This is a genomic window from Vibrio sp. V33_P6A3T137, assembly GCF_009904835.1.
Classification (GTDB): domain Bacteria; phylum Pseudomonadota; class Gammaproteobacteria; order Enterobacterales; family Vibrionaceae; genus Vibrio; species Vibrio metschnikovii.
Window position 1 is genome coordinate 1 of sequence record NZ_WXWK01000014.1, and the last position, 5932, is coordinate 5932.

General features: G+C 43.2%; 4 protein-coding genes, 1 rRNA gene, 1 pseudogene and 1 riboswitch. Of the genes and pseudogenes, 2 read left to right on the top strand and 4 right to left on the bottom strand.

Annotation, left to right across the window (positions count from 1 at the left end; all coding sequences use genetic code 11):
* A 16S ribosomal RNA gene (locus CAG60_RS01225) occupies positions 1 to 295 on the bottom strand; the annotation flags it as partial.
* A 616-nt stretch (positions 296 to 911) separates the two neighbouring features.
* Here CAG60_RS01225 and CAG60_RS01230 point away from each other — a divergent pair.
* Complete coding sequence (locus tag CAG60_RS01230) at positions 912 to 1382, top strand: RNA recognition motif domain-containing protein (protein ID WP_154169876.1); 471 nt, start codon at positions 912 to 914, stop codon at positions 1380 to 1382.
* Here the strand turns inward: CAG60_RS01230 and murI are convergent.
* Positions 1336 to 2145, bottom strand: coding sequence for a glutamate racemase (gene murI, locus CAG60_RS01235; protein WP_161425227.1), 810 nt, complete (start codon positions 2143 to 2145; stop codon positions 1336 to 1338). The two genes, CAG60_RS01230 and murI, sit on opposite strands and share 47 nt — an antisense overlap.
* 146 nt (positions 2146 to 2291) lie before the next feature.
* Positions 2292 to 4142, bottom strand: coding sequence for a TonB-dependent receptor domain-containing protein (locus tag CAG60_RS01240; RefSeq protein WP_161438092.1), 1851 nt, complete (start codon positions 4140 to 4142; stop codon positions 2292 to 2294).
* A gap of 46 nt (positions 4143 to 4188) precedes the next feature.
* A riboswitch (cobalamin riboswitch) is annotated at positions 4189 to 4385 on the bottom strand.
* A 155-nt stretch (positions 4386 to 4540) separates the two neighbouring features.
* Between CAG60_RS01240 and trmA the strand changes: the two genes are divergently transcribed.
* Positions 4541 to 5650, top strand: coding sequence for a tRNA (uridine(54)-C5)-methyltransferase TrmA (gene trmA / locus CAG60_RS01245; protein WP_161429831.1), 1110 nt, complete (start codon positions 4541 to 4543; stop codon positions 5648 to 5650).
* A 32-nt stretch (positions 5651 to 5682) separates the two neighbouring features.
* Here trmA and CAG60_RS01250 read toward each other — a convergent pair.
* Positions 5683 to 5932: pseudogene (locus tag CAG60_RS01250) on the bottom strand (IS4 family transposase); the annotation flags it as partial.

A 5932-nucleotide genomic window follows, 5' to 3' on the forward strand; every position in this document is an offset into this window, starting at 1 on the left:
CCAGCTAGGGATCGTCGCCTTGGTGAGCCATTACCTCACCAACTAGCTAATCCCACCTGGGCATATCCTGACGCGAGAGGCCCGAAGGTCCCCCTCTTTGGCCCGTAGGCATCATGCGGTATTAGCCATCGTTTCCAATGGTTATCCCCCACATCAGGGCAATTTCCCAGGCATTACTCACCCGTCCGCCGCTCGTCAGCAAAGAAAGCAAGCTTCCTTCCTGTTACCGCTCGACTTGCATGTGTTAGGCCTGCCGCCAGCGTTCAATCTGAGCCATGATCAAACTCTTCAATTTAAGTTCTTTTTGGCTCAATGAATACTGACTTTAAATTACCTAGCTCCTATAAATAGAAGCGTAATTCAAAGCTATTATCGTTCCAACAGAACGATAATGAATTGACTGTGCCGATAGTGCTAAAAGCGCTATCAATTTGGTCACTCAGTTCATTGAAACCGAAGTGCTTATTGCTAAGCATTTTGATTATCATCAACGAGTGCCCACACAGATTGATTGGTTTAAATTGTTAAAGAGCTGGCTTGCGAATCTCTCGTTGAGCTTCGAAGCGGAGGTGAATTCTAGCGAGTTAATTTGAAGAGTCAAACACTTTTTCAAATTTTCTTTTTTAGAAGCTTTCCCTCAACCAACACTGCCTGAAGCCTTGCGGCGTCTGCTGTGTCAGTGAGGGCGCATTATAGGGAGTTAGTTTAGCTTAGCAAGTACTTTTTTCTATTAATTTTCCGTTCGCTCAAAAAGCCATCGGATCATTAATTTTTGAATAAAATTCCAACATTTGAAGAGGGTCACAGCAATCGATTGGAAAAACTCCAAGCATAAACGTAAGATTCATGTGTCTATATTGTTAATCTTAGATACGCCTCTTACTTTCATTCTGATTAAGTAGTATTTCAATATGAGCTCGAATAAATCTACATTATTTATTGTTGCACTGGCTATCATTGGTGCACTGGTTTTTTCTCTATTATCGATTCATCCCGCGGTAAGTTTTGTTATTGGTGTTATTTCTGCCGCGATCACTCTGCAAGTTTTATCAAATCCTTCCGTAGTATCAGTGAATGCTCCATCAACCGAGGAGTCATCCAGTAATACAAAAACGCTTTACGTCGGAAACCTACCCTATAAAGCTAATGAATCGGATGTGCGTGATTTGTTTGCTCAATACGGTGATGTGTTTGCGGTCCGATTAATGAAAGATAAACGCACAGGAAAACGCCGAGGGTTTGGATTTGTAGTCATTGCCACGGCCCATGCCTCTGCGGCGATTAATGCACTCAATGAAAAAGACTATATGCAGCGCACACTCAAAGTGAGAGTTGCTAATGATCCAAAACATCCAGATGAGGAAATGGACGAACAGGATTAAAGCCCATTTTAATTAAGTTCGCATTCAGAGCGCTCTCTTTCCAAGGGGGCGCACTGGCGAAAATCGTGTGCGGATGCTGATGCTTTAAGCTAGGTTCTACATCAAGCAACTGCTGTACTCGACGAGCTATCGCCTGACCAGAATCAATCAACATCACATCATCACCTAATACTTGTTGAATCTCTGCTTTAATGAGTGGGAAATGGGTGCATCCTAATACCGCAACATCTATCCGCTGAATCAGTGGACTTAAAATCGTCGCCAATTCCTCTTTATCGACGTCTTGCCCGCGCAGCTTCTCTTCCGCCATATCAACTAAACGTGTCGACCCAAGCAGTTCAACACTTTTTTTACTCGAAAAATTACGGATTAAATCATGTGTGTATTGTCTTGTGATCGTTGCGGGAGTAGCAATCAAGCCAATCGCTTTATGGGCAACGAGTGAGGCTGGCTTTATCGCAGGAACCACGCCTACAACCGGAATGGATAATTTGGCACGCAGCATGGGGAGTACAATAGTACTAGCGGTATTACAAGCTATCACTACTAAATCAAAAGATTGCTGTTTGACTAATGAAATAATTAAACGCTCAACACGGTTAAGCAAAACTTCCTGCGCTAATTCGCCATAAGGATACGCGGCGTTATCAAACAAATAGGTATAATCAAGCTGTGGTAATAGTGAAACTATCTCTTGATAAACTGACAATCCACCAACACCTGAGTCAAAAATTAGAACCTTATGTGACAACTGTTGCTGCATACTACACCCCAAGAAGAAAGAGTCAGTGATCATACTCCCTCTTTATCATTAGGCAACCACTCTCACTGTAATGAAATAGTAATATTATGAGTATGGTTTGTCAGATAGTTCTAAAAAATAAGACCGCTGTAAGGCGGTCTTATTTTTTAGAACTGGTAACTGGCGTTTAGGTAAAAGGCCCGCTCTGGGGCACGATACCCGAGCGCACTTTGATACTGCTCATTAAAGAGATTTTCTATCCGACTACGAATGACCATGGTATCACTTAACCAGTAGCCTACAGACACATCCCACAGGTTAGTGGAGTGAATATAATCGTTACTGGTTGGCTCTGGTATAGGCAAGTCTAGGCGCTTACCCGTATAGGTATAAGTTGTATTTATATCGAAGTTACCCAATTGTATGGCAGTAATCCACTTGTAGTTTTCTTTTGCCCGACGAGCCAACTGCACATGATTATCATCTTTATGATCTTTGTACTCCGCCACTAAAGTATGATTGATTGGACCCGTATCAAAGTTCACTTCCAATTCCACCCCTTTAATTCGTGCATCGGTATTCAAAGTGCATCCTCCCCAATTCACCACATCACACACGGCACCGTTAGGATCAGAATACCAGATAATCAAATTATCCACCTGGTTGTCATAAGCCGATACACTCACTCGCGCTAATGGATAAGTGATATCGAATCCTATCTCACTATTCTTAGACTTTTCTGGTTCAAGATCAGGTGCCGTTGATAAATCGGTGTAACTCGGTGCTTTAAATGCTGTGCCATAGCTGGCCCGCATACGATAATGATCGTTAACTTGATAACCGGCAGCGAAAGACCAAGTGGTGTAGTCATCATATTTATCATGCTTATCGTGACGAATATTCGCTTCAAAAACCCAATCACTCACCGTCAGTTTGCCAGAACCAAAAATACCGTAGGTATCTCGGCTTTCTCCCGCCAACACATGACGACTACCATAACTGAGCGCATCATGGTCTAATTTTTCCCAGCGGCCATCAATACCCGCTCCAAGTTGAATAATGTCATTCAGCTGATAAAGGTTCGCCCATTGCGTCTGGGTAAGATCGATGTTCGCCTTGGTATTAGCATTATTTTTACCCTCGCTTTGGGTATAATCGAGTTTTTCTGTTTGCTGATAATTAAGCATCAACAAACTTTTTAAGCGCTTCCCTTCGTAATTCATCTTCCCAGTAAAACTCTGGTTGTCGGAAAAACTGTGGTAGAGCGTACCGGAAGAATTGTATTCTACATCACTGTCAAACCAGCTAGCTGATACATACCCCAACCAGTTCTGATTGAAGCGATGTTCATAGCCGCCCATCAAATTCTGGCTTTCATAACCATAGTCCACACCTGTCTGCGGACTTTTTATATCGTAACCATCGGTTTTCTCAAAACCTGCAGAAAGTTGTAGATGCCCCAGCTCATTCACATCCGTCCTCGTGACCACTTCACCTTTACGGGATTGGTTGCTGCCAACACCAAGCGTCACTTGCTTGAGATTATTTCCACGATGAGAGCGAGTGATAATATTGATCACACCACCGATAGCATCAGATCCATACATCGCGGCACCAGAGCCACGAATCACCTCTAAACGCTCAACTAAGCCAATTGGAAAACGATTAATGGCAACCCCACCAGCGGCTGAATCAATCCGAACTCCATCCACTAAAATGAGAACATGACTGCTATTGGTACCTCGCATAAAAACAGAAGCCGTATGCCCTCGACCACCATTTTGAGCTATCTCGATTCCGGGTACTCGACGTAAAACCTCCGTCAAAGATCGCGCTTGATATTGTTCAATTTCTTGGCGTTCAATCACCGTTGTTGCCGCCAGTACCGATACCTGCTTTTGCTCAAACCGATTGGCTGTTATCACCATGGTCTCATCAACGGGTAAACTTTGGGCATAGGTAAGAGAGCAATAAGAGAGCGCTGACATCATCGCCAGGCTTAGATAAGATTTATTCATTATGTTGTTATCCTAAAACGCGTAGATTCTCCTGAGCAAAACACCACTGCTGGCCCAGTTGCTGGCAGGTATTCGGACTCGAGAGCATTAACCTAATAACTCGACTTCCCACCATTAGGCAGTGTCTTGATGAGCGTTCGTTCTCCCTTACCGCTGCGCGTCAGTTCTGGATTTACACCAGATTCCCTTTTCAGAATTTAGCCATCTAGGCAGCTAAATATCACCAGCTATAATGATACTATTGACCAATGGTGAGCTTGTCTAGTATCACCGATGATAATCAAGTGATTTGTCATTACCTTAAACTTGGTAAATCACCAACAAAACTGGACATGTAGGTCAGATTGAATAAAATCTGCGCTCTTTCAATAAATGCACCAGTAAAAGGTAATACCATCATGGCGACGCTTGACGTAAATCCTGAACATTATTCAGCACAACTGGCTGAGAAAATCACCCGCCTTACTGAAATGTTTCAGCCCTATCACGTCCCAAAGCTAGAAGTATTTGAATCTCCAGAGCAATATTACCGGATGCGCGCAGAGTTTCGGGTTTGGCATGAAGGGGATGAAATGTATTACGTCATGTTTAATCCAACTACTCGAGAAAAGTATCGAGTTGATCAGTTCCCCGCCGCCAGCCGTTTAATTAACGACCTAATGCCACTGTTAATAGAAGCGATGCAAGGTAATAAAACATTGCGTCACAAACTGTTTCAGGTGGATTTTTTATCAACCTTGAGTGGCGAGCTATTAGTTTCTTTGATCTACCATCGTCAGCTTGATGAAGCATGGACATCTGAGGCTAAGCAACTCAAACAACGACTGAACGATGAAGGCTTTAATCTCAACGTGATCGGACGAGCTCGGAAAATGAAAATTGTCCTAGACCGAGACTATGTCGTAGAAAAACTACACGTTAACGATAAAGCATATCTTTACCAACAAGTTGAGAATAGCTTTACCCAACCCAACGGAAAAGTTGCCGAGAAGATGCTCGAATGGGCAGTAGACTGCACGCAAGAAAGCCAAGGTGATCTACTAGAGTTGTATTGTGGCAATGGTAATTTCTCGCTCGCTCTCGCGCAAAATTTCGATCGCGTATTAGCGACAGAATTAGCGAAGCCTTCAGTAGAGTCCGCACAATACAATATTGCCGCGAATCATATAGACAATGTGCAAATCATTCGTATGTCTGCGGAAGATTTTACTCAAGCGATGGAAGGCAAACGCGAATTTAATCGCTTAAAAGAGGCTGGCATTGATCTTAAAAGTTACCGCTGTAACACTATTTTTGTTGATCCGCCGCGTGCAGGAATGGATGTTGATACCTGTAAAATGGTACAAGGGTATGAGCGTATTTTGTATATTTCTTGTAATCCTGAGACCTTAAAAGAGAACCTAGATATTTTATCTACTACGCATAACATCACTCGCTTCGCTTTATTTGATCAATTCCCGTACACCCACCACATGGAAGCAGGCGTGATGCTAGAGCGTAAAGCATAAAAGAAATTAACGAGCCTAACGGCTAATGCCAGTCAGTTAAGCTGACTGGCTTTCTTTTTATTGGGGTATTTCTTTGCCTTTGGTTTTATTGCTCTCGGATATATCCGCTCTTCTCGTTTAATGGGCAAGACATGGTGTATCGCCTCTTCCTGCAAGTGAGTAATGCGCTTAGGGATTGTTCCCGCCGACTCCAACCAGAACCCCAAAATTACGTGAATAATAGAGTGAGCACACGTTGTGAAGCTCAGTTGGTTGGGGTAGATGCCAGGCACAGCTTTAGCC

What these genes read in the sequence shown, in the direction of transcription:
- CAG60_RS01230 (WP_154169876.1), top strand. Translation starts at nt 912, where the DNA reads ATGAGCTCGAATAAATCTACATTATTTATTGTTGCACTGGCTATCATT.
- CAG60_RS01240 (WP_161438092.1), bottom strand. Translation starts at nt 4,142, where the DNA reads ATGAATAAATCTTATCTAAGCCTGGCGATGATGTCAGCGCTCTCTTAT.
- trmA (WP_161429831.1), top strand. Translation starts at nt 4,541, where the DNA reads ATGGCGACGCTTGACGTAAATCCTGAACATTATTCAGCACAACTGGCT.
- murI (WP_161425227.1), bottom strand. Translation starts at nt 2,145, where the DNA reads ATGCAGCAACAGTTGTCACATAAGGTTCTAATTTTTGACTCAGGTGTT.